We start from the raw sequence: 22,098 nt of genomic DNA, 5'->3' as shown, positions 1-22,098 counted from the left end.
ACACACCTTTTTATGAAATTAAAGTCCTTTTACGAGATCTTCAATGCTTGATAGGGCTTGAGCGGTCAATTCTGTATGGCTGTAATCCGTTAATGTTTTTTCCCGCTCTTTCTTGCCGGAACAGTGGGCGATGATGTCCCCGAGGTGAGTATGGAAACGATTCATGAAGAACTCGATTGCCCCCGGTGCAAATACATCGGTATAAACGGCTTTTACCTCCAGTTGCCCGGCCGCCACCATCGCATTAATATCCAGATCAAACTCGCGGATGCGCCCGGCCGCTATATCATGCTGCGGCTTGAACGGTGACATCTTCAGCGTCCCCTCAAGACCGTCAAACGCACCGAGATAGTTAAAGCTTATTTCTGGGTCTTTATAATTAATGTTTCGCGAATATCTCAGCAGCCCGTAGCCGGTTCCGTGATGAGGAACCCGTCTCATCATGTCTTTTACCGTCTTTATGCGGTGCGCGGTTGTTTCGCCTGAGCCGTCCGGCACTCTCATATCCAAAAGCACCGGGTAAACAGATGTAAACCAGCCTGCGGTTCTTGACATATCAATGTCAGGAATATGCCCCTGGCGTCCGTGTCCTTCAGTGCTGATAAGGATCTGTTCGGAACCCGTCCACTCATGAAGCGCCATTCCAAGCGCCGTTAAAAGCAATTCATGAACATCCGTTCCGTACGCCTGCTGTGTTTCCAACAGCAGCTGCTTCGTGACTTCGCTGCTTAATATCCATGATGCAGTGCGCGCGTTTTCCTGCAATCGTCCGGCGTTTTCATCAGTTATTTTCGGCAGCGGCGCTGTTTCACCAGACATCACGCTGTCCCAGTATGCGGCTTCCTCCAGCAATGCTTTGCTCTTGGAAATGTCAAAAAGCTCTTCGGCATACTTTATATAAGAATCGCTTTTCGGCGGCAGTTCGATTTGTTTGCCGTTCAATGCCTGCTGATATGCTGTCTGCAGATCTTCAAGCAATATTCTCCACGACACGCCGTCCGTGATAAGGTGATGAATCGTGATGAGCAGATGGTCGGCTTCTTTCAGCCGGAACACTCCGAGATGAAACAGAGGCCCTTGATCAAGGCGCATAGCCTGCTGTATTTCTTTTTCCTCAGCGGCTATCCGTTTTTCCGGCTGTGTTTCTTCTGAAAGATCTATGACGTTAAGCGTGAAGATTTCTTCATGCTGCTCTGTGATTCCGCGGTTATATTGAACAACTTCCCCATGCTCATTTTCAGTGAAAGTCATTCGCAGCGCATCATGATGTTCTGTCAGCGCGCAAACCGCCTGATACAGCGCATCTATTTCGAGGCTGTCTTCACTGCACAGCATGACTGATTGGTTATAATGAAGCTCAAACGCACCCGGCTCCTCAAAAAATCTCTGCTGGATCGGTGTCAGCGGAGCGCTTCCTTCTATCGGGCCCTGATCAGCCGTTGCAACAGCCGGCGTGAGGTGCTTCGCGAGTTCTGCAATCGTCGGGAACTGAAACAAATCGCGGATCGACATGTTCCAGCCTTCTCCGGCGAGTCGGGCTGACACTTGAAGCGCCTTAATGGAATCTCCTCCAAGCTCAAAGAAAGAGTGATGAATTCCCGCTTTCTGAATATGAAGCACATCTTCCCAAATCCGGCATAACATCGCCTGTTTTTCATCGCCGGGCGCGACAAATGCCTGTGATGAATGTATCTCTTCTGCCGGCAATGCCGATTTATCAAGTTTGCCGTTCAGTGTAAGGGGCATGCTGTCTAAACCGATAATATGAGACGGCATCATATAAGCCGGGAGCTCCTGCATAAGAGACTGGCGGAGTGATGAGATATCGGCCTCTTTAGGAACGACGTATGCCGCTAATCGTGCTTGTCCTTCGGCATCTTTCATCACGGTAACAGCCGCTTCTTTGACTTGATCGTGTTTCAAAAGCACACTTTCTATTTCTCCCGTCTCAATTCTGTAGCCTCTGATCTTCACCTGCTTATCGATCCGCCCTTTAAAACGAAGAGTTCCATCCGGCAGCCAGCAAGCCTGATCTCCGGTTCTGTAAAGCGTTTCTCCCGTTTGTAACGGGTCACTGAATGCGTCCTCTGTCAGCTCAGGCTGTCCCCAATATCCTTTGGCGACGCCGGCGCCTCCGATATACAGCTCTCCGAAAACGCCGATCGGCTGGACCTGTTTGTCTTTGTTTAAGACGTACATTTGCACATTCGGAAGCGGAACACCGATCGGCACATCATCTTCCCGCGGCTCTTCGCTCATTTCGGCTTCATAATACGAAGAGTCAATTGTCGCTTCTGTTACACCGTAGCTGTTAATGATCCGCATTTCTTTCCCAAAGCGTTCATGAAGCGTATAAAAATCTTGCGACTTGATCATATCTGAACCAAGTACCAGTATTTTTACGCTTTGCAGCGCGAGTTTCCGGCGGTATATATATTCCATAAACGGAACAATCAGCGCGGGTGTCGACTCCATAAACGTGATACGGTGCTGATCAATGAGCCGATAAAGCTGCTGCGGCTCAAGCCGGACGTCATCCGGACAAATGACAAGCGTTCCCCCGTTTAGCAGGGCGCGTGCTAGATCCCCTGAAAATACATCAAATGAGAAACTCGCCATCTGCAGCACTCTGACCGGTATAAGATCAAGCTCATAAATCCTGCGCCATGCAAGTGCTGCATGCGTAAAGCTGCGATTTCTGACTTCGACTCCCTTCGGCGTTCCCGTTGTTCCCGAAGTATATATGATATATGCGGTATCATCCGGTGACGCTGTCGGCTGAATATTCTTTGCGGAAATATCGTATTGATCTTCATGATCAAGCTGAATGAGAAATAAATTGTGATCCGTCAGCTGTGAAGCAAGTTCTTTGTATTCTGACTGCACCATCAAGACGGAGGCCGCGCTGTCTTTTAATAAATAGCGAATCCGTTCCTCAGGATAATGGGAGTCAACCGGTATATACGCCCCTCCTGATTTCATGACCGCAAGAACACTGACGATCGCTTCAATCGAACGGTTTGCTAATATGGCTGCTCTTTTTCCCGGACCGAATCCATTTTTCTGCAGTGTTCGGGCAAGACGGTTTGCCCGCTCATTGAGCTGTAAATAGCTGATCTGTTGTGCTCCTTCAATAACAGCGGTCTGATGAGGCGTTTCTTCTGCTTTCTCTTCAAACAGCTGGTGAAACAGTTTGTGTTTTTCCATGAATTCGGTTTGTGTGTTATTAAACTCAATCAGTAACTTTTGTTTTTCTTCTTCATCCAAAATGTCAGCTTTCGATAGTGTGACTTCCGGTTCGGCGGCAACATGGCGCAAGAGATTCAGTAAGTGGCCCATCCAGCGTTCAATCGTTTCTTTCATAAAAAGCTCGGTGCTGAATTCCATCTCAAAGCGGATGTTTCCATCGGATTCAGCCGCTGATAAGGTCAGGTCAAAACTTGATACATCATGTTCGGTATGCTTTGATCGTGACGCCTTCAGACCTTTCAGATTTATCTCCTCCCGCTCCATATTCTGAAGAATAAACATCACATCAAACAGCGGATTGCGGCTCATGTCCCGCTGCACGCCGAGCCGCTCCACAAGCTCTTCAAACGGGTAGTCCTGATGTTCATACGCCTCAAGCGCCGCCTGGCGGACTTCCGCCAAATAATCGGTAAACCGTTTGTCTCCTTTCGGCTCCGTTCTGATGGCAAGCGTGTTGACGAACATGCCGAGAATCGGTTCAAGGTCTTTGTGCGGGCGCCCGGCAATCGGCGATCCGACGATGATGTCTTCCTGCCCGCTCAATCGCGCGAGTAACGTATTGTACGCGGCGAGAAGCACCATATACAAAGTGGAGCCGTGATCCCGGGCGATGCGGTGAAGGCCGGATGCCGTGTCAGCGTCAAGCGTGCACGATACGCTGCCGCCCGCAAAGCTTCTGACCGCCGGACGGGGCTTGTCAGCCGGAAGTTCAAGCACCGGAAGCTCTCCTTCAAGCCGCTTCAGCCAATAGGCTTCCTGCTTCTGGTATCCTTCTTTCTCCTGAAACGACCGCTGCCAGACGGCATAGTCTTTATATTGAAGGCGCATCGGCGCAAGCGAACGGCCTGCGTACAGCTCGCCGAATTCTTTTATCAAGGTGTTGACGGACACACCGTCAGAAATAATATGATGCATATCCGTTAATAAAAGGTGACGTTCATCTGATTCTTTCACGAGGGCCGCACGGAAGAGCGGCGCTTCTTCCAGACAAAACGGCCGGACGAATGCGTCAGCTGACTCGGCCTCATCGAGCTGAAACGGTACGCTGTCATGGATGCGCTGCACCGGTTCGCCGTCAGGCCCCGTTTCAAAGGACGTTCTGAGCGACTCGTGCCGCTCCACAAGCTGCCGGAACGTCTCCTCCAGCCGGCTGCGGTCAAGCGGGCCCGTCAGTTCCAGCACAGCCGGCATATTGTAGCCGACACCGCCGTCTTCAAGCTGTTGGAGCACATACATCCGTTTCTGCGCCGAAGACACCGGGTAGGTGTCCTGTTTTTTCGCAGGCTGAATCGCTTCATACGGGCTTTCTTCCAAGTCCTGAATAACCGAAGCGAGCTCTTCCACCGTCGGCCGGGCGAAGATGTCCTGTAACGGCACCTGAACACCGAACTCTTTGGCGATGCGGGAGACGAGAGCCGTCGCTTTTAACGAATGGCCGCCCCGCTCAAAAAAGTGATCCCGGATGCCGACGGGGCCGTTTTTCAGCACCTCTTCCCAAAGGGCGCAAAGCTTCATTTCCGTGACGTTCCGCGGGGCGGTGTACGCCTGTCTGTCTGCCGCTCCGCCGGGAGCCGGCAGCGCGCGGCGGTCAAGCTTTCCGCTCGGCGTGACCGGCCATTCGGTCATCTCTATAAACTGAGCCGGCATCATGTAGGCCGGAAGGCGTGCCGCAAGCTCTGCCCGCACGTCATCGCTTTTTCGTCCTTCGATATAGGCGTAAAGCGCGGTTTCGCCGTTTTCGGTCCGGGCGGTGACTGCCGCCTCACGAATGCCGTCGATGCGCCGGATCGCCGCTTCGATCTCCCCCGGTTCAATCCGGTAGCCGCGGACTTTCACCTGTCCGTCTGAACGGCCGAGCCATTCAACTAGGCCGTCTTCTGTCCAGCGTGCGATATCGCCCGTCTGATACATGCGTTCTCCCGGATAAAACGGATCATCGACAAAACGTTCCGCCGTCAGTTCAGGACGGTTCAAATAGCCCCGGGCCACGCCGGTCCCTGCGATGTACAGCTCTCCTGCCACGCCCGCAGGCTGGATGGCTCCTCCGCTATCTAATACATACAGACGGGCACCCGGAACGGGTTTTCCGATCGGAAGCCGCGTCCGTCCGCTGTCCCGTTTTCGGTCACAGACGTAAAACGCCGCATCAACCGTCGCTTCCGTCGGTCCATAGCCGTGAATGAGCACGGTCTCCGGCAGAAGATCGGCAAACCGGGCAGCCGTAAGCGGGGAAAGAGCTTCCCCTCCGGCAAACACGCGTGTCAGTGTTCTGCCGAGGCGTGCTCTTGTTTCCGCAGGCTCTGTTTCCAGCGCGTCTAAAAAGCTGTTGACCATCGCCGGAATAAAATGCGCGGTCGTCACCTTTTCTGAGGCAAACGCTTCAATCATCCGCACAGGATCTTTCTCCCAGCCGGCCGGAAGCAGATACACGGAGGCGCCGGATATCGTCCACCAAAACAATTGCCAGATGGAGGCGTCGAATGAAAAGGATGATTTCAGCACGATAATATCCTCTTCCGTTAACGGAAACTGCCCTTGCATCCCTGATAAAAAGGCGGCGGCTTGACGGTGTTCAACAGCCACTCCCTTCGGTGTTCCCGTCGAACCGGACGTATAAATGATATAAGCGAGCGAATCAGCATCCGCTTCTTCAGAGACAGCCCCTGTCTCCGCCTCACTTGTCAGAGAAGAAAGAGACGCTTCTAGCGTTTCTCCGGAAAAACCGGGAACGGATAATCCCGGCTGTGCAAGCAGGAGACAAGCGCCGCTGTCCTCAAGCATATAGCGCAGCCTGTCCTCAGGATAGTCCGGGTCAAGCGGCACGTAGGCGCCGCCCGCTTTTAACACGGCAAGCACTGAAACCGCCATCTCCGGCGAGCGTTCAGCGAGTACGCCGACCATGCTTTCTTTGCGGACGCCTTTTTGGCGGAGCCGGACGGCGAGCCTGTCTGTGTACTGGTCAAGCTCGGCGTACGTCAGCATACCGCCCGGAAAACGGAGCGCCGGACGATGCGGCGAAAGCGCGGCGCGGCGGGCAAACAGCCCGTGAAGCGTCGGAGCCGGCGGTTCAGCCGTTTCTGTACGGTTAAACGCAGTTAACACCCGTTTCTTTTCTTTTTCATCCGCCATATCAATATGCTGAATCAGCCGGTTTGGATTTCTAACGGCATTTTCAACGATCGTCAGCAAATGAGTTTGAATTCGTTTAATCGATGTTTTAGTAAATAAAGCGGATTGATAATCAAAATTCAGCTCAATCAATCCCGTATCTGTCCGCTCCTTAATTAAAATGGACAGCTCATTTGCCGTATGCCCGCTGAAAAACATCGCCGTTTCATAATCGAAACCTTCTGCCTGACGCCACGCGAGAGGCTGGTATTGCATCGAAATCCCGATGATATTTTGCAGGTCGTGATGAATCTGCCTTAATTCATTGACAAAAAGATTGTAAGGATATTTCTGGTGCCGCATAACAGACAGCTGCTGTTTTCCTACACTGCGGACAAAAGACAGGAACTCCGCATCCGGATCTGCCGTCATTCTGATCGGCAGCGTGCTGACGAACATGCCGAGCATATCCTTTTCGAGCTTGGAACCGCGGTTTCCGTAATAAGTACCGATGGCAATATCCTTTTTAGCCGTCAGACGGCTGATGCATATGTATAACGAAGCCATAAACAGAGAGATGATGCTGACATTATGATCTTTGCAAAAACGCCGGATTGATTGTTCTAAGGAGTGGGAAAGAGTGATTGTATCTCTTGAAGCTGCAGTGCTTTGTCTAAGATGAGAGGTTCGTTCCGCCAGTGAAAGGTGTTCCGGAACGGTTCGGTATGTTTCAGTCCAAAATGAACGGTCTTTTTGAAAACGGGAAGACTGTAAGTATTGCTGTTCTTTTTCCATGTAGCTGAGATAGGAAGGGCTTTGGTGTTCGGCCAAATCCTCGCTTCGCATGATTTTTTGGTAGATTTCAATGAGCTGATTGCCAAGCAGATTGAGCGAGATGCCGTCCATAATAATATGGTGAAATTTTGAATAAAGCCAAACTTCTTCGTCTGACATGACAAGCAGAGTAAAATGATACAGCGGTGAATGAAACAGCTTGAACGGAACACGCGTCTGTTTGTCAATCCATGCATCCCGCTCTGATTGATCAATATGAGTAAAATCAACGGTCTCTAAAGAAATCGGCCGATGCCCGGCCAGATACAGCTGGGGTTCTGAGCCGTCCCCTTCCGTCAGTTGAAACCTGAGCGAATCATTTTGCAAGATAGAGAAATCTAAAGCACGGCGCAATACGTCAAAGTCGATATTCCCCCTGAATTTGACGCACGCCGCAAGATTGCAGATACTTGTGCCCGGCTCGAGCAGCTCTGTAAACCAGACTCTTCTTTGGGCGTGAGTTAAAGAATAAACAGTGTTCTTCAATGGAATCCCTCCATTTCAATTTAAGAGGATAAGAAAGTGAAATAATTACAATTAAATTTCGACAGCATATGACTAAATCATCCATATAAGCATTATTTTAAAACATATTTTAGAAATCACAATAAAAAATTAAATTTTTTCTAACATTTTTTAGAATATAGTATATATTCCTCACTTCACTTCTTCATTTCTATAATTTTTATACCATGTAAAACAGTATGTATGTACACTGCAAACTGGTTCTAAAACACTATAATAAGGAATAAAATGTATAATTAATTGCGCTTTTAAAAAGGTTTTGCTTTCCGAAAAGAAATTTTATGATAAAAAATGAAAAATCAGTGAACAAGTAAGAAAGTATCATGTAAAAAAAAGGAAGAATGTTGCCGATATTACTTTTTGAAAAGATTGATTCATAATCGCAATATAATGTTTTACAGACATCAAAAAAGCCGAACCCTCTAAGGATCCGGCCCTTCTTATTGATTTGCCAGCACGACTGCGATTTTGTCTTCAATGTCTTTTCCGTCATCTTCGTCAAGCAGCCCGTTTTGAAGCACGGAAAAAATAAGCGTATCTCCTGTTTTTGTGTCTGCATAGCCGGCAATCGAACTGACTGATGTTAGTGACCCGGTTTTTGCTTTAATTTTGCCCTCTGCCGGAGTATTCTTCAGCCGGTTCCGAAGAGTGCCTCCCGTCATTCTGTCGCTTGCACCGGCGACAGGGAGCGAACGAAGGAAAGCCGGGTACCACTTCTCTTTCTGAACCGCATACAAAAGCTCTCCGATTTGGCCGGCGGATACGCCGTTAATATGAGAAACGCCGGATCCGTCTCTTGCAATCAATTCATCCGGATTGAGCCCGAACGATTTGAGCTCCGATTTCATCACGTCCAAGCCCTTTTCCCAGCTGCCCTCCCCTTTTTTCACTTTTCCCATTTCCTTGATCAGAATTTCGGCGTGCCCGTTGTTGCTCAGTTTCATAAACGGGATCAATAATTCTGAAAGAGGCATGGATGACCGTGATGTGACAAGCTGGGTGCGGTGCGGCATTCGGCCTGTTCTGATTTTCCCTTTTACAGTTATACCCTGTTTAGTAAGCGCTTGTTTCCATAAATCTAAAGCATAGGACGACGGATCCCACACTGCCGCCCATTCTCTTGCCTTTGCCGAGCCGGCAGGTATGGTTCCCTTTATCGTAATCACATTGCCACCGTGCTCCCGTTCAACCGTCAATTCTTTCTTTTCATCAGAAGCGACGGTTTTTACTTCATTTTTCACACGAACGATGTCCGTATAGGGAGAAATTGAAATGCGCGGCTTTTTACCGGGCTGTTTCGCCGGGCTGATTTCCGCAATCACCGTTCCGGTATCATAATCCTCATTTGGGGAAGCGGTAAGAGCTGATACTTGCGCGCCATAATATTGGCCTTCATCACTCCACGGAAGATCAACTGAATACCTGGTATCGTCATACCACGAATCATCCCCGACCAGATCTCCTTTAATGACATGGATGCCTCTGGCTTTGACCTGTTTAGCCATCTTCTCAAAATCAGAAGCCAATAGGGTCGGATCGCCTTTTCCCCTGAGATAAAGGTTTCCGCGCAGCTGTTTTCCTCTCACGGCGCCGTCTGCCCGTACTTCTGTCTTAAAGGTGTAATCTTCTCCGAGAACGGAAAGCGCCGAAGCTGCCGTCAGCAGTTTCATCAATGATGCAGGCCTCAGCCGCATATCTTCCCGGCTGCCGAACAGCACCTCCCCTGTTTTTGCTGACCGGACACTGACGCCCGCTGAAGCCCCCTTTAAAGCGGGTTCTTCATCCAGAATGTGTTCCAGCTCTTTTTGCAAAGTATTTTTTTGTTCAGCCGCCTTAGCCGCATCATCAATATAAGGAACTTCAGCAATGATCAAAAGCAGAATCACCGCGCACAAGCGTTTCACATATGTTTTCAATGTTATCCCGCCTCTTTCCTATTCTTCGTCATGCAAAATGGTGATCCTGGATGACGCAGCCGCTTCTTCGCCCGGTTTCAGAATCTGAAGCCCTGTCAGTGATGCAGGCTGATTCAGATTAAATGCATCTGTAACGGAAGTATAAGGCTCAAGACTGACAAACCCCTGCTTTCCGTCACCGTTATATACCACCCAATGCTTGAAAGACGTGTCTGCCTGATACAAAACGGATAATTTCTCATTCGGATGATAAATAACAGCTTCGTTATTGCCGCCATTCCGTCCGGAAGAAAGAAAAACATCGTCAAACTGTTTATTTTTCAAAGACATCCCATGACGGAACGCTTCTTTATCAGGAACATCCAATAAACGGCCCGTCGGTACGAAACGTTCATTTAATTCCCACATGCGGTCAGCCGTCAAAAATAGACGGGATCGCTCTTCATCGAAAACAAATGTGGAATGATAGCCTAGCCCCCAAGGGAAAGCCTCCGTTCCCTTATTCATAATCAGCGCCCGCTGCGTAAACACATTGTCTTTTAATGTATAGTTCATCCGGACAATGACATCGTGCGGAAATTGTTTATGAACACGGGGAATCTTTGAAAGATCAATTTCTGTTTCGACTGTCATTCCATCCCCCTCTTCTTTCGCTGCTGCCGCTTTCCAATGCTGATTGTGAAGAAAGCCGTGAATATGATTATGTTTATCCTCTTCGTTTATCTCGAATTGATACGCGCGCCCGTCAAAACGAAACGTCCCGTCCGTAATCCGGTTCGGCGGGAATAAAACGGGAATGCCGTACAGCATCGGTTTTTTGAGGAATTCCTCCGCAGTTTCCGGTTCTCTCAGAAGCCGCATACCGGTTCTTTTATCCCGAAGCGATATGACATTTGATCCCCACTCCGGCACAATGATGCATTCAGCCTGATCAGTCTCCGCCTTTATGGCTGAAACTCCTAAATAAGTCGTATGTTCAATCGTCATAAGCACCTGCCCTTTCCTTGTTTTCTAGCATGTATAGGAATTCCATTTTCTAAACTCATTTTCCTTCTCTAAAAAAAACATCGCCCGTATGAATTGAGCGATGTGCGGTAAAACCTTATTGAATCAGCCGGGTAATCTGTTTTTTCTTCCATACAAACCGGTAATATCCGTATTGCAGCAGCAGGCTGACGACAAAAGCCGCCGGATAACCGACCCAAATGCCGAGAATGCCGAGATTCGTATAATGAGAAAGAATAAAGGCCACAGGCACTTCAATTCCCCAAATCGTAAAAATGCTGATAATCGTCGGCCATAACACCGTACCGCTCGCCCGCATTGTTGCTGAAACAATCTGAGCGTGACCGAAAATCAGATAGCTCCAAAGGGTAATCATAATCAGATTGCGGGCAATGCGGAGTGTATCCTGATCGGTTAAAAACAAAGCCAGTATCTGCCGGGAGAAGGTGTAAATCAGCACAATCAAAACCCCGCCGATCAAATAATTCAGGCCGATTCCGACTTTGATGACCTGCTTCAGCCGGCCGAATTGATTGGCGCCAATGGATTGGGCGGCAAAAATTGAAACGGCGATACCGAGGCTTACCGCCGGCATCTGCACATAACTCGCCACTTGGTTGACGACCCCGTAAGCAGCCGTCGCGTTTGATCCGTAATGATTGACAAATGAAATGACCGCAATTTCAGAAAGTGATACGAGAATCATATTGATGCTTGACGGAATACCGAGACGGAGTAAAAGCGCGAGCAGCTTTTTGTCCATTTTAAGAGAACGGAGCGCAGTCCGGTCAAATGCCAATGGATGTTTCCTTTTCCGCAAATAAACCATGAGTACGATAAATGTCACGATGTTTGAAATCACGGTTGCATACGCCGAACCGTAAATGCCGAACTTCGGAAGTCCGAAAAGCCCGAGAATCAATAAGGGCAAGAGACCGATGTTTATGACTGTACTGACGATTAACGTATAAAACGGAGTCTTTGAATCTCCCGTTCCGCGTAAAAATGTCGTATACGCAAAATATAAAAACATCAGCGGCATTGCGCAAAACAAAATGCGCGCATATCGGACACTGACATCTATTACGTTTTCCGGCGTTCCCATCAGCCGCAGAATATCAAGCGTAAACACACTGCCGACAACTGCCAGAACAACACCGAGCATAAAGGTAAAAGTCAGTGTAGTGCCGACAATCGCCTTCATCCTCTCTTCGTTTTTCGCGCCGTAAGCCTGCCCGATCAGAATGGAACTTCCCGAACCGATTCCGATCGTAAAGGAGATCAGCAGAAAAAACAGCGGAAAAAAAGACGATACGGCGGCAAGCGCATCAACTCCGAGCCACTTTCCGACAAATACCATTCCGACCAATTGGCCGACAGATTGCAATACATTGCTTAAAAGCAGCGGCACTAAAAACAGTGACATCGATCGCCAGACAGACTGGCCGCGGCCTTCCGCTGTTTCTAAATGATCTTGTACTTCCATATGTAGGACTCCTTTTTTGATTTTCTTCCATTTTATTATTCAGCAGACAGCTTGTAAAAACCTTTTGTTCAATGAAACTCTTTATCTTTTTCTCACGTCTTACATGGAAATAAACCATAAAAATAAAAAGTCCGGAAAATATTTCTGAAAAGGTATTGTAATCTTACCGTAATTATTGTAACATTTGTAACATAAGAGAAAGAGATTGATTGAAGGAGAGATTATATCATGAAAAAATGGCTATTATTCCTCACTACTATTACATTGATTCTGTCATTGGGCACTGCGGCGACCGCCAAAAATGCATCTAATGACCTTACACAAAAACAAGCACTTCAGCTGGCCCTGTCAGCGAGAGAACATTTCTGGAACACGATGAGCGGCGGTGCGCTTAAATCAAACGCAAACTGCACATCTGAACCGTTTGAATATCAAAATCTTCAATACGTATTTATGTGCAAAGACCTCGGAACAAAAGCGAAAGCCGTAAAATATCTGACACCCGCTTTTACAAAGCAAGCGATTGACAAAGGGCTCAAAGATTACCACTTCACTGTAAAAGACGGCAAATTGGCTGTTCCGGTCGGCGACGGAGATAACCTCCTGAATTGGAAAAAAGCAAAAATGACCCTTCTTTCTAAAAAAGGAAGCGTTCAAACATACCGCTTCACTGTACCGACTCTTGACGGTTCCCCGTCAGCAAAACGCGATGTAACATTCGTAAAAGAAAACAACGTTTGGAAAGTCAATCAATTTGATGCTGTCATATAAGAAAAAGCCCGCTTGCTTACAGCGGGCTTTTTTTACATCATTTCCACCAGGCTCTTGCGAAATATTCAACTCAAAAACCCCTTGTATAACAAGGCGTTTTCTGTCTTGCCGACATTATTAATCTGCGCCTATCTTATACAAAAAACGCTCTAGGAGAGATTCGAACTCCCGACCTGCAGTTTAGGAAACTGCTGCACTATCCGCTGTGCTACTAGAGCCTGCTTCTATTATAGTAACGCTGGCGGCCGTTTTTTTCAAGCCTACAGCCCTCCGAACACTTTATAAGCGGCTCTCGTCGTATCTTCATCTATTCCGATATAACGCATTGTAATAGACGGAGAAGAATGATTCAAAATCCTCTGCAGTTCAGCAATGTCTTTTGTCCTCTGATAAAAATGATACCCGAACGTCTTTCTAAGCGTATGCGTCCCGATTTCCTCCAATCCGCACGCGGCAGCTGCTTCCTTTAATATTCTGTATGCCTGAATCCGGGAAATGGGCTTATTCGTCCGTTTCGATTTAAACAAATAGTCATCCTCTTTCATGTCTTTTGTATAAGCGTATATGTCGGCCTTTAAAGACTCCAGTATCAGAATTTTTCTTTTCTTTCTCGTTTTGCTTTCGGTTGCCCACACATGATCTTTGTTCCTTACATCCCTCACGCGAAGCGGCAGAACATCAGAAATCCGCAGTGCGCTGTTCATGCCGAAAATAAATAAAAAATAATCACGATCACTTTTCTTCATTAAATACTGTTTGACTTCCTGGATCTTCTCCAAACTTCGGATCGGCTGTACGATATGCATCAAAAAACCCCTTATAATTGGTAAAGTAACATATTGAGCATTATGTTACTATTATAGCCGAAACCTGTTGAATGATAAAGGATAAAGGGCCTTATGTAACATAATATACATAGTGTTACATAAGAGGAATAAGGCACACAGTTTCATCGAAGTCTTCAAAAACATCATTTTTGACCCGATGACGGGATTTTAAATCAATAGAGACTCACGGTATTAAAAAAGAAAAACAACGCCCTTAAAACGAAATCTGAGCATTCGTTTTTTTGTGAGCAACCGAAAAAAATGAAAAAAAAGACACAATATGAAATTGTGTCCTAGTCTTCATCTTTTACATCAATGTCTTCAGGAAGCGGCTCATTTAAAAACTCTTGAATCATTTCCTTATATTTTTCCAGCTGTTCGAGATGGGTTTGAAATTGTTCCTTGTTGATTAAATATTGCTGTCCGTCATGTACGGCCCTTATTTTATTCGTCAAAACAAGATTGTGCACATATTCTTCAGGAAGACTGGTAAACTCAGCTGTCTCTTTGATCGTTAAATACATGGCTCACGTTCCTTTCATATGTCATGTGAGTGAATTCTGTTTTGTTTATTGTAGCTTATTTTTTGTCTTTATGCTTGTTTCACAGCTTTTTCTGCCCGGTTTCCCATTTAGCCTATTTGCGACTGATTATATTCACACAGAAACTCCGGCTTTTTGCGCACCGGACTATTCCGTTTGTCACTTGTGAAAACAGCACATTTTACTTACTCTATAATTGTAAGCGGAAAACAAAGGAGGCAGACTATGAAAAAGAAAAAGTTTATGAATCTCTGTTTTATCGTTCTGCTCAGTACTTTGCTCACGGCCGGAAGCATCCCTTATCACGCTCAGGCTAAGAAACACCCGTTTTCCTATGACGACTACAAACAGGTAGATGTCGGCAAAGACGGCATGGTTGCCACCGCCCATCCTCTCGCTTCACAAATCGGTGCCGACGTGCTGAAAAAAGGAGGGAATGCAATTGACGCCGCGGTTGCCATTCAATTCGCATTAAACGTAACTGAACCTATGATGTCAGGAATCGGCGGCGGCGGATTTATGATGGTTTATGATGCGAAGACGAAAGACACCACCATTATCGACAGCCGGGAACGCGCACCGGCAGGCGCAGCACCGGATATGTTCCTTGACGAGAACGGCAAAGCCATCCCTTTCTCCGAACGCGTTACTAAAGGGACTGCAGTCGGTGTCCCGGGAACATTAAAAGGACTTGAAAAAGCGCTCGACAAATGGGGCACACGCTCCATGAAACAACTCATCACCCCTTCCATCAAACTTGCCTCAAAAGGCTTTCCGATCGATTCGGTTTTAGCTGATGCCATCTCAGATTATAAAGACAAATTATCACACACCGCTGCAAAAGACGTGTTTCTTCCGGACGGAGAACCTCTGAAAGAAGGAGACACACTCATCCAAAAAGACTTAGCCAAAACATTTACAGCTATTAAGTACAAAGGCACAAAAGCATTCTATGACGGTGCATTCTCCAAAAAGCTTGCGGAAACAGTGCAGGAATTCGGCGGCTCAATGACAGAAAAAGATATCAAAAACTTCAATGTGACGATTGACGAACCGATCTGGGGAGATTACCAGGGCTATCATATCGCAACTGCTCCTCCTCCAAGCTCGGGCGGTGTTTTCCTGTTGCAAATGCTGAACCTCCTGGATGATTTTAAGCTTTCTCAATATGATATCCGTTCTTGGCAAAAATATCAGCTTCTCGCAGAAACGATGCATTTGGCTTATGCTGACCGCGCCGCATTTGCCGGGGATCCAGAATTCGTCAACGTCCCTCTCAAAGGCCTCTTGAATCCAGATTATATCAATGCCCGCAGACAGCTGATAGATATTGATAAAGTCAATAAAAAACCGAAAGCCGGCGACCCTTGGGCCTATCAGGAAGGTTCTGCAAACTATAAACAAGTGAAGCAGCCGACTGACAAACAAGAAGGCCAAACGACCCACTTCACGGTAACCGACCGCTTCGGCAATGTCGTATCTTATACGACAACGATTGAACAGCTGTTTGGTTCCGGCATTATGGTTCCCGGATACGGCGTTGTGTTGAATAATGAGTTAACAGACTTCGATGCGGTGCCTGGCGGCGCAAATGAAGTGCAGCCGAATAAACGTCCGCTCAGCAGCATGACTCCGACTATTTTATTCAAAAATAACGAACCTGTCCTGACTGTCGGCTCTCCCGGCGGAGCAACGATTATTTCTTCCGTCCTGCAAACGATCCTGAACAAAGTTGAGTACGGCATGGATCTGAAAGCGGCGGTCGAAGAGCCGAGAATTTACACAAACAGCATGACATCCTATCGATATGAAAAAGGAGTGCCGGAAGAAGCCCGCACAAAACTGAATGAAATGGGGCATAAATTCGGCAGCAGCCCGGTTGATATCGGTAATGTGCAAAGCATCCTGATCGACCGTGAAAACGGCACCTTTACCGGAGTTGCCGACTCAAGCCGAAACGGAGCCGCAATCGGCGTAAACTTGAAACAATATAAAAAATAACTAGACAAAAAGCCTCGTTTCTCAAGCTGAGAAATGAGGCTTTTGTTTATTCTGCACTGTATTCAGATGAGGGTTTTTCAGATGTTAACGAGGCAAGTGAAAGCACGCCGCACATCGCGATGACAACACCCGCTGATCCGATCCATGTCACTGATGCAAGAGACAGATGAGTGACAACAATGCCCCCGATGCCCGCCCCGGCCGCCATAGCCAGCTGCATCACAGACTGGTTGAGACCAAGTAATACACCCGATGATTCAGGCTCCATCGTTGCCAAATGATACTGCTGAGCAGGTCCTGATGACCAGGCGGCGAAGGACCAAAAAATAAGTACTGCCGCCGCTCCGAAAGCAGAATGTGTGACAAACGGCAATAACATGAGCATGATAGCATGAAGCACCATTCCGCCGGTTAATGTCATACGCGCCCCCCATTTGTCAGCACTGAAACCGCCTGCTTTAGAACCGGCAAGACTAGCAACACCGAAAATAAGCAGCAATGTACTCAGTATTCCGCTGCCGATATGAGTGACGTTCAGTAAATACGGAGAAAGGTACGTATACGCAACCGAATAGCCTCCGAGCCAAAAAAACGTAATAGCAAGCCCGACAGCCACCTTTCGTTTCTTCAAAAGAGAAAATTGCTGAATAAGCGGCACCGGTTTATCTCCTTTTATCTCAGGCAACGCAAAACGTATAATAAGCATGGCAATGATTCCGATTGCCGCAATTCCGGCGAAAACCACCTTCCAGCCAAAAGCTTCAGACACGGTTCTTCCGATCGGAACACCGATAATGAGCGCCGCCGTAAACCCCATAATGACGGTCGCGAGAGAACTTGCCTGTTTTCCCGGGGGAGCGATTTTTGCTGCGATCGTAAGCGCGGTGACCACCACAGTTCCTGCTCCAAGCGCCATGATCACCCGGGCTGCCGCAAATAAGCCGTATCCCTGTACAAGAAATGAAATGATATTTCCGATTACAAACAATCCAAGAGCATAGATCATGAGCTTCCTTCTGTCCAGTTTTGCTGTAAGGGCCATCATGACAGGCGTTCCGATTGCATAAACAAGTGAAAAAATCGTAATCAGCTGCCCTGCTGCTGCCACAGTAACTCCCAAGGAACCTGCAATTTTATCAAGCATCCCGGATATCACATATTCAGACGTCCCCACTAAAAAGCTGATAATTGCCAAAATGTAAATCTTCCAGGTATTTTGCACCTGACACACTCCTTCATTGATGATTTATATAAAGATATATTGTGATATATCGATATAAAGAGTTGAACAAACAGAAACAAATCGCAATATGTCGATGTGTAGTCAGGAAAAGAAACTGAATCCCTCTTCTAAAGGATTCAGCCCTACATTTCGCGCTGAAAATAATCGGCCATCGCCTTTATCGCATCTTCATCTCTTTTATAATAGGTGTATTTGCCAATCCGTTTTGTTTGGATAAGGCCTGCGCGCTGAAGAATGGAAAGATATTGAGACGCCGTTGACTGTGTCATCCGAAGCTTATCGGTGATCTGGCTGACACATACTCCGATCTCATTCATATCAATGCCATCATGCGGTGCGAAGTGACGGTCCGGCTCTTTCAGCCATTGTAAAATCTCAAGCCGTGACTCATTAGACAACGCTTTAAAAACATCAATAGGTTTCATACGCTTTATTATATCGTGATTTTGCGATATGTCAATGTTATTTTTCTTGAATCTCTATTTTTTGTTTTGTCTCTCTTATGATCCGGGAAATAAAATCACTCACATTCTCTTCAAATGTGTTTTCCCGCCCGTATTGCCTTACATGTACAGAATGATGGCGGCACTCTTGATCTCCCACAACCGCCATATACGGTATTTTTTCATTTGTGCTTCTCTGATTTTATAGCCGAGTTTTTCATCACGCTGATCGAGCTCAGCCCGGATACCCGCTTTCTTTTTGAGAAAAACCGGAACGAAAAAATTGGCGTACACAGCTGTCCTGTTTTCTCATCTTCTGTTCGATAATGTCTTTAATCCATTCAGCAGTTCTTCAAACGCCGATGTCAAAAATAAATCACTCCGGTAGATGAATGATATATTCATATTCCGAAAATGTTCAGGGAGCTTATGAAGAAAAAGATTTTTCCTGTTTTGAAAATAACGGACGGCTGATGCAGGCAGAAAGGAGACCCCCAACCCCGCCTGCACCGCCACAATAATGGCTTCCAACGTACCGAATTCAATGATTTTATGTGCGGGCACTGCCTCTTCTTTCAGTATGTTTTTTATTTTGCGGCGGTGCGAACAGCCCGCGGCAAAATACAGAATCGGCTCTCGCAGCAAGTCTTGCAAACTGCCTTCCCGCTTATTTGAAACCAAGACCAATTCTTCTTGAAATACAGCGAATTGCTCAAGATCTTCATATTCGACCGGTCCGTAAACAAAAGCGCCGTCCAGCTCATAGTGTAGAACGCGCTGCACTAAGGTATGTGTATCACCGGTTGACAGTGACAGCTGTACTTTCGGGTAGCGGCTGCAATACTCCGTGAAAAATTGAGGGAGATGGACGGCTGCCGCCGTTTCAAGAGAACCGATTCGAAGCGGCCCGTTCGGATCGCCTGCCTCTCGCGCTGTTTTTTGCGCCTCATGCAGCAATTGAAGGATTCTGTCTGCGTCTTTTAATAAGTTTTCACCTGCTGGCGTCAGCGTCATTCCCCGATTTGTGCGGTAAAAAAGCTGTGTTTGCAATTGCCGTTCCAGCTGCTGAATCCGGTTTGTCACATTTGATTGAACATAATGCAGGCTTTCTGCCGCCTTTGAAATACTTCCTTTGCGGGCGACAGCCTGAAAAATCTTTAAGTCTCCGCTTTCCATCTAAGGGCACCTTCTTGCTATGATTTTTATTGATAGCCGGCTATCAATTTTCATTTATTTACTGCAGCTGATACAGCCTGTAAAATTTTTCTCATCAATCATAAAGGAGAGAAGAATCATGAATGTCCTTATCATACACGAAAATGGCTTTAATTTCAGGCAGGCACCTGACAAAAGGCCGGGAAACGGCGAAGTAAAAATAAAGCTGAAAACAGCCGGATTAAACCATCGTGATTTGTTTTTAATGAAAAAACACGAAACCGGAAACCATGAATTTATTCTCGGTTCAGACGGCGCGGGAATCGTAACCGAAATAGGACACGGCGTCCGGTCTCATTTACTGAATGCAGAAGTCATCATCAACCCGGTACTGAATTGGAAGACTGTTGAGGACGTACCAGCCGTCCCTGATATTTTAGGCGGTCCGAGCGACGGAACATTTTCACCTTATGTCATCGTTCCTGCGGAAAATGCCGTTTTAAAACCCGAACACCTGACTTGGGAGGAAGCGGGCGTCCTGCCGTTATCAGCATTAACCGCTTATCGCGCCTTATTTACAAAAGGACAATTAAAAAAAGGCGAACACCTTATCCTTCCGGGCATCGGAAGCGGCGTGGCAACATATGCCTTATTAATGGCAAAAGCTATCGGAGCGACAGTCAGCGTCACCTCCCGCAGTGAAAACAAAAAACAAACCGCACTGTCATACGGTGCAGACCGGGCGATTGACAGCTACGGTGACTGGAATGAGGCGCTGAATGGCGAAAAAGCAGATATCATACTTGACGGTGTAGGCCCCGCTTTATATCAACACTATCTTGACATTATTAAACCGAATGGCCGGATCGTAACATTCGGCGCCAGTTCAGGCGATCAGCTCGGATTTCCCATTCGCTCGCTGTTTTTTCCGCAGATTCATATTCTCGGTACATCAATGGGAAGCAATGAGGAATTCGCGGATATGCTGGAATTGATAAACCGCTGCGAGCTCCGTCCCATTATCGACCGCATGTACCCTCTCAGTGAAGCAGCTGCCGCTTTTAACAGAATGCGGGAAGGACGGCAGTTCGGCAATATCGGCTTTCGTATAGATGTCTAAAAAAAGGAACGGACCCGTCCGTTCCCTTATTTGTTTTTAAGCGTTTCCGCTTGAAATTCAATATGTTTTTCTTCATCGATTAAAATCTGCCCGCAAATCGACTGCAGACACACAGAGCCCGTCATGTTTTTTAAGGCGTCATTTTAAACGGCAGCGATGACTTCCGCCGTCAGCAGCACCCTGATCGATTGCGCAAGGCTTGCAAATCGTATCAGTCTGCGGAAAAAAACAATCTCTCCGCTCTGTAAAACAAAATTCCATATTTATCCTCCATTTCCACATTACCTTTATATGACCAATACAAGAAGAAGGAGGTTCCATTTCAATACGAAAAACCGGCTGATCCCAGCCGGTTTTATAAATAAACCCCTTTATTTACGGTAAAACAGTGCTCCCCATTAAATAACTGTCGACTTCGCGCGCTGCTTCCCGGCCTTCATTAATCGCCCATACAATCAGGCTTTGGCCCCTTCTCGCATCCCCTGCGGCGAAAACACCGTCAACATTCGTTTTATAATCCCCATATGCCGCCTGAATTTTATGATTTGCCGAATCGACTCCGAACTGTTTCAATAATGGCTGTTCTGTCCCTTCAAAACCGATGGCGATGAACACCAGCTGAGCAGGCCAGACTTTTTCTGTACCGGGCAGTTCATGAAATTCATACTTTCCGAATTCGTTTCTGACTTTTTCCATTTGAATGGTGTGGATCTCTTGTAAGCGGCCCTGCTTATCGGCCACCATTTTTGTCGTTTGAATTGAATATTCTCTCGGGTCTTTGCCGAACTTTGCCTGCGCTTCTTCATAGGCGTATTCAAGGGTAAAGACGTGCGGCTGTTCAGGCCACATATTGTCGTTCGTGCGCGTCTGAGGAAGTTTAGGATGTTTCCCGAACTGGTGCACGCTGCGCGCTTTTTGACGCAGCGCGGTTGCCACGCAGTCAGCTCCTGTGTCTCCTCCGCCGATCACGATGACATCTTTCCCTTTAGCGTCTATAAATTGTTTGTCTTTGAAGTTGGAATCTAAATAGCTTTTCGTCGCCAGTGTTAAATAGTCCATCGCATAATGGACGCCTTTTGCTTCCCGGCCTTCAATCAGCAGATTGCGCTGCTTTTGGGCGCCTGTGCACAAAATGACGGCATCAAATTGTTCTTTCAGCTCATCTGCCGTTATATCAACGCCGATTTCGGTATTTGTCACAAAATCTATACCTTCCTGCGTCAAAAGCTTAATACGGCGTTCGACGACATTTTTCTCAAGCTTCATGCTCGGAATGCCGTACATCAGCAGGCCGCCGGCTCTGTCGGCACGCTCGTAGACCGTTACGGAATGACCGGCTTGATTCAGCTGATCAGCGCTTGCCAGACCTGCCGGGCCTGAACCGACGACAGCGACTTTTTTACCTGTGCGTTTCGCGGGAATTCTCGGCTGAATCCATCCATTTTCAAAACCTTTGTCAATGATCGTCCGCTCGATGTTTTTAATTGAAACAGCCGGATCTGAAATGGCCAGCGTACAAGATCCTTCACAAGGAGCGGGACAGACCCGCCCTGTGAATTCAGGAAAGTTATTCGTTTTCAGAAGGCGCTCCAAGGCTTCTTTCCAGCGCCCCCGATAGACGAGGTCATTCCACTCCGGTATCAGATTATAAATCGGGCATCCGGAGGTAAAACCGTTGATATCAGCGCCGATTTGGCAAAACGGTGTGCCGCAATCCATACACCGCGCCCCCTGCCGCTTTGACGCTTCATCTGAAAATGGAGCCGAATACTCTTTCCAATCCTTTAAGCGAGTGAGAGGGTCCCGCTCAGCCGGTTTTTCTCGTTTTTCTTCCATGAATCCAGTTGGTTTCCCCATGTTCCTCTCCCCTTTC

13 protein-coding genes, 1 tRNA gene and 1 pseudogene are annotated in these 22,098 nt (G+C 47.2%); 3 read left to right on the top strand and 12 right to left on the bottom strand.

The window, feature by feature from the left end; all coding sequences use genetic code 11:
• Positions 1-18 precede the first annotated feature (18 nt).
• The 4 genes from AC2CGA_RS01720 to AC2CGA_RS01705 all read right to left on the bottom strand — a co-directional run bounded on the left by AC2CGA_RS01720 (position 19) and on the right by AC2CGA_RS01705 (position 12,123).
• Complete coding sequence (locus AC2CGA_RS01720; RefSeq protein WP_484480102.1) at positions 19-7,677, bottom strand: amino acid adenylation domain-containing protein; 7,659 nt, start codon at positions 7,675-7,677, stop codon at positions 19-21.
• A gap of 479 nt (positions 7,678-8,156) precedes the next feature.
• Positions 8,157-9,632 carry a D-alanyl-D-alanine carboxypeptidase/D-alanyl-D-alanine endopeptidase gene (gene dacB / locus AC2CGA_RS01715; RefSeq protein ID WP_103695042.1) on the bottom strand — a complete coding sequence of 492 codons (1,476 nt, stop codon included), beginning with the start codon at positions 9,630-9,632 and terminating at the stop codon, positions 8,157-8,159.
• A gap of 18 nt (positions 9,633-9,650) precedes the next feature.
• Positions 9,651-10,619, bottom strand: a complete 969-nt coding sequence (locus tag AC2CGA_RS01710; protein WP_139885610.1) for an aldose 1-epimerase — start codon at positions 10,617-10,619, stop codon at positions 9,651-9,653.
• Between the two features lie 115 nt (positions 10,620-10,734).
• Positions 10,735-12,123 carry an MATE family efflux transporter gene (locus tag AC2CGA_RS01705; protein ID WP_139885609.1) on the bottom strand — a complete coding sequence of 463 codons (1,389 nt, stop codon included), beginning with the start codon at positions 12,121-12,123 and terminating at the stop codon, positions 10,735-10,737.
• 228 nt (positions 12,124-12,351) lie between these two features.
• Between AC2CGA_RS01705 and AC2CGA_RS01700 the strand changes: the two genes are divergently transcribed.
• Positions 12,352-12,894, top strand: a complete 543-nt coding sequence (locus tag AC2CGA_RS01700) for an IseA DL-endopeptidase inhibitor family protein (RefSeq protein ID WP_015417595.1) — start codon at positions 12,352-12,354, stop codon at positions 12,892-12,894.
• 145 nt (positions 12,895-13,039) lie between these two features.
• Here AC2CGA_RS01700 and AC2CGA_RS01695 read toward each other — a convergent pair.
• The 3 genes from AC2CGA_RS01695 to AC2CGA_RS01685 all read right to left on the bottom strand — a co-directional run bounded on the left by AC2CGA_RS01695 (position 13,040) and on the right by AC2CGA_RS01685 (position 14,245).
• A tRNA-Arg gene (locus AC2CGA_RS01695) sits at positions 13,040-13,112 on the bottom strand.
• A gap of 42 nt (positions 13,113-13,154) precedes the next feature.
• Positions 13,155-13,700, bottom strand: a complete 546-nt coding sequence (locus tag AC2CGA_RS01690; protein WP_003153850.1) for a site-specific integrase — start codon at positions 13,698-13,700, stop codon at positions 13,155-13,157.
• Positions 13,701-14,014: 314 nt separating this feature from the next.
• Positions 14,015-14,245 (bottom strand): excisionase family DNA-binding protein, encoded by a 231-nt coding sequence (locus tag AC2CGA_RS01685; protein WP_003153848.1) that lies wholly within the window; start codon positions 14,243-14,245, stop codon positions 14,015-14,017.
• 243 nt (positions 14,246-14,488) lie between these two features.
• Here AC2CGA_RS01685 and ggt point away from each other — a divergent pair, with 243 nt between their 5' ends.
• Complete coding sequence (ggt, locus tag AC2CGA_RS01680; protein WP_014305170.1) at positions 14,489-16,264, top strand: gamma-glutamyltransferase; 1,776 nt, start codon at positions 14,489-14,491, stop codon at positions 16,262-16,264.
• A 46-nt stretch (positions 16,265-16,310) separates the two neighbouring features.
• Here ggt and AC2CGA_RS01675 read toward each other — a convergent pair whose 3' ends face one another.
• The 4 genes and pseudogenes from AC2CGA_RS01675 to AC2CGA_RS01660 all read right to left on the bottom strand — a co-directional run bounded on the left by AC2CGA_RS01675 (position 16,311) and on the right by AC2CGA_RS01660 (position 19,126).
• Positions 16,311-17,486: an MFS transporter gene (locus AC2CGA_RS01675; RefSeq protein WP_117614591.1), complete on the bottom strand. Its 1,176-nt coding sequence runs from the start codon at positions 17,484-17,486 to the stop codon at positions 16,311-16,313.
• A gap of 143 nt (positions 17,487-17,629) precedes the next feature.
• Positions 17,630-17,932: an ArsR/SmtB family transcription factor gene (locus AC2CGA_RS01670; protein ID WP_014305172.1), complete on the bottom strand. Its 303-nt coding sequence runs from the start codon at positions 17,930-17,932 to the stop codon at positions 17,630-17,632.
• A gap of 37 nt (positions 17,933-17,969) precedes the next feature.
• Positions 17,970-18,208: pseudogene (locus AC2CGA_RS01665) on the bottom strand (His/Gly/Thr/Pro-type tRNA ligase C-terminal domain-containing protein); the annotation flags it as partial.
• 51 nt (positions 18,209-18,259) lie between these two features.
• The gene (locus AC2CGA_RS01660; RefSeq protein WP_117614592.1) at positions 18,260-19,126 is read right to left on the bottom strand and encodes a LysR family transcriptional regulator; all 867 of its coding nucleotides are present in this window, start codon (positions 19,124-19,126) and stop codon (positions 18,260-18,262) included.
• Between the two features lie 118 nt (positions 19,127-19,244).
• On the opposite strand from AC2CGA_RS01660, the gene AC2CGA_RS01655 reads away from it, so the two are divergent.
• Positions 19,245-20,225, top strand: coding sequence for a zinc-binding dehydrogenase (locus tag AC2CGA_RS01655; protein WP_117614593.1), 981 nt, complete (start codon positions 19,245-19,247; stop codon positions 20,223-20,225).
• A gap of 375 nt (positions 20,226-20,600) precedes the next feature.
• Here the strand turns inward: AC2CGA_RS01655 and gltD are convergent, their stop codons facing one another.
• Positions 20,601-22,082, bottom strand: a complete 1,482-nt coding sequence (gltD, locus tag AC2CGA_RS01650; protein ID WP_003153838.1) for a glutamate synthase small subunit — start codon at positions 22,080-22,082, stop codon at positions 20,601-20,603.
• Positions 22,083-22,098 lie beyond the last annotated feature (16 nt).

It is taken from the genome of Bacillus sp. SYZHCR11 (assembly GCF_057196865.1).
The sequence above is the reverse complement of the archived record's forward strand: the minus strand, read 5'-3'. Positions and strand labels throughout refer to the sequence as shown.